Annotated in this window: 2 protein-coding genes; both read left to right on the top strand. The window is 36.6% G+C overall.

From position 1 onward, the window contains the following. Window positions 1–84: 84 nt before the first annotated feature. Entirely contained in the window at window positions 85–1,134 is a 1,050-nt protein-coding gene (locus JCM13188_RS17080; protein WP_054755035.1) for an IS1595 family transposase, read from the top strand. 201 nt (window positions 1,135–1,335) lie between these two features. Next, window positions 1,336–2,172, top strand: coding sequence for a nucleotidyltransferase domain-containing protein (locus JCM13188_RS17085; RefSeq protein WP_054755034.1), 837 nt, complete (start codon window positions 1,336–1,338; stop codon window positions 2,170–2,172). Window positions 2,173–2,360 lie beyond the last annotated feature (188 nt).

Genomic DNA, 2,360 nt, shown 5'->3' on the forward strand with positions numbered 1-2,360 from the left:
AAAAGGCTCTGTTAAAGTTTGTTGTTGATAATTGCCAAAATCGAACAAATGTTCTATAATAGAGTCATCAAATATGAGTTGGTGATGACTGTGAGAGCAACCGATATCCTTAAAGCCATTCAAAAACTTAATCCAGCGGAAAAACATCGGTTACGGGAATATTTAATCGATGCTCTTACCGCCTCATCTTCCACAGGAACGGTACTGGAAGAAATCTCGGAACGTAAAAATAAGGATGGCTATCGGTGTCCTGATTGCGAGTCAGAACATATTGTGCGCTTTGGAAAATACTCCACTATCGTGGATGGCGAAGAAGTGAAGAAACAACGATACCGCTGTAAAGCCTGTCGAATGACATTTACGGACCTCACCAATACGGCATTATATCGAACCCGTCATCTCAATCGATGGATGAAATTTATCGAATGTATGATAGAAGGCTATTCCCTTCGTAAATCAGCGGAGTTGATTGGTAACGTTACTCACGTCACCTTATTCTATTGGAGGCACAAGCTCCTAACGGCATTAAAACAAATGGAAATCTCCAATTTCCAAGGTATCGTTGAAATGGACGAGACCTATTTCCTGTACTCGGAAAAAGGGCAAAGGAAGATTAAAGATAGAAAGCCGCGTAAACGGGGCGGTTCCGCAAAGAAACGTGGCATAAGCAAGGAACAGGTGTGTGTCCTGGTCGCAAGAGACCGTGACAAAATGACTTTCTCACAGACATTAGGTATGGGGCGATTAACAAAAGAGCAATTAGACAAAGCCATCGGGCATAAACTTTCCACTGAGAATGTGTTATGCACCGATGCTTGGCGTGCCTTTAAAACCTATGCCGCCGAAAAGGATATATCCATTTACCAGTTTAAGTCTGACGGTAAAATTCGCACCAAGGGTCTATATCACATCCAGAACGTCAACAACTACCACCGAAGACTGAAAGGTTGGATACAGCGCTTTAACGGCGTGGCGACCAAGTATCTGAACAATTATCTTGCGTGGTTTCAAGTGTTAGAGAGCATCCATCATCAGAGAAACGAAGTCACAATAAACGATATGATAATAAAAGGGAATTTAATTCCAAATATAGAAACATATGATACACTTAGATTATCTAAGTTTACTGTATAAAGGTTATTTCTTTATTTAACTAACGGGCAGAAGAGTTGAAGAACCTTCAAGCCAATTTATACGTTTATTACTTTGAAAAAGAGAATTTATATTATAATTATATATAAGATAATCGACAATGCCAGGTTGAATGAAATGGAGGACGAAGAAATGGATAAGTAACGGATAGATAATATTAAATATATGGGAGTTGAAAAATTTATGACTGCACAAAATATTTTAAATGAAATAATTAAAGAACTGAACGGGTTACCTGGCATTGTAGGAATAGTTTTAGGAGGCTCAAGAGCAAGAGGAACTAATCATTCAACTTCTGATATTGACATTGGAATATACTATGATGAATCGGCAGGTTTTGATGTCAACGAAGTTAGTAGGGTTGCTACCAAAATGGATGATGAACATAGAGAGAATTTAGTTACATCTTTAGGCGAGTGGGGTGCTTGGATAAACGGTGGTGGATGGATTGTTGTTCAGGGTTATCACGTTGATTTAATATTTCGTGATGTCAATAGAGTGGAACAAGTAATTGATGATTGTTTGTTAGGTAACGTTTTAACTCATTACCATACTGGACATCCACATGCTTATCTAAATGTTATGTATATGGGTGAAGTCTCCATCTGCAAAATACTGGATGACAAAACGAATCGAATTGCGAAGCTAAAATCCAAAACCATGCCATATCCAAAACCTTTAAAAGATGCAATAATTGGTTACTTTATGTTTGAAGCATCCTTTTCTTTAATGTTTGCTAAAGATAATGTTGATAAGGATGATATTTCGTATGTTACAGGTCACTGTTTTCGAACCATCTCATGTCTAAATCAAGTCTTATTTGCTATGAATGAAGAATATTGTATCAATGAGAAAAAAGCAGTTCGAATGATTGACGGGTTTGATACGAAGCCACTGGGATACAAGAAAAGAATAGATAAAATTATCACATTACTTTCTCCAAGCATAGATAGCACAAGACAGGGGCTTGAAATACTTCAAGAACTTATTTCTGAAACGGAAATTCTATTAAATAAATAGTTAAGGTAAAAAAGTGTATGGAAATCTTGTTTCCTGCACTTTTTTATACTTCTTTTGTATATTGTGAAAAGGTGTACTTAAATTAACGGGTGCGTTAGTTCAATAAGATAATAAAACCAAACAGAACTTCCAATTTTATGGAAGTTCTGTTTTTTCTATAAATATCAACATTAAACTTTAACAGAGCC

Source organism: Piscibacillus salipiscarius JCM 13188 (assembly GCF_001311865.1).
Classification (GTDB): domain Bacteria; phylum Bacillota; class Bacilli; order Bacillales; family Alkalibacillaceae; genus Piscibacillus; species Piscibacillus salipiscarius.

Excerpts from the sequence above, each read along its gene's own strand:
- JCM13188_RS17080 (WP_054755035.1), top strand. The coding sequence starts at position 85 with ATGACTGTGAGAGCAACCGATATCCTTAAAGCCATTCAAAAACTTAAT.
- JCM13188_RS17085 (WP_054755034.1), top strand. The coding sequence starts at position 1,336 with ATGACTGCACAAAATATTTTAAATGAAATAATTAAAGAACTGAACGGG.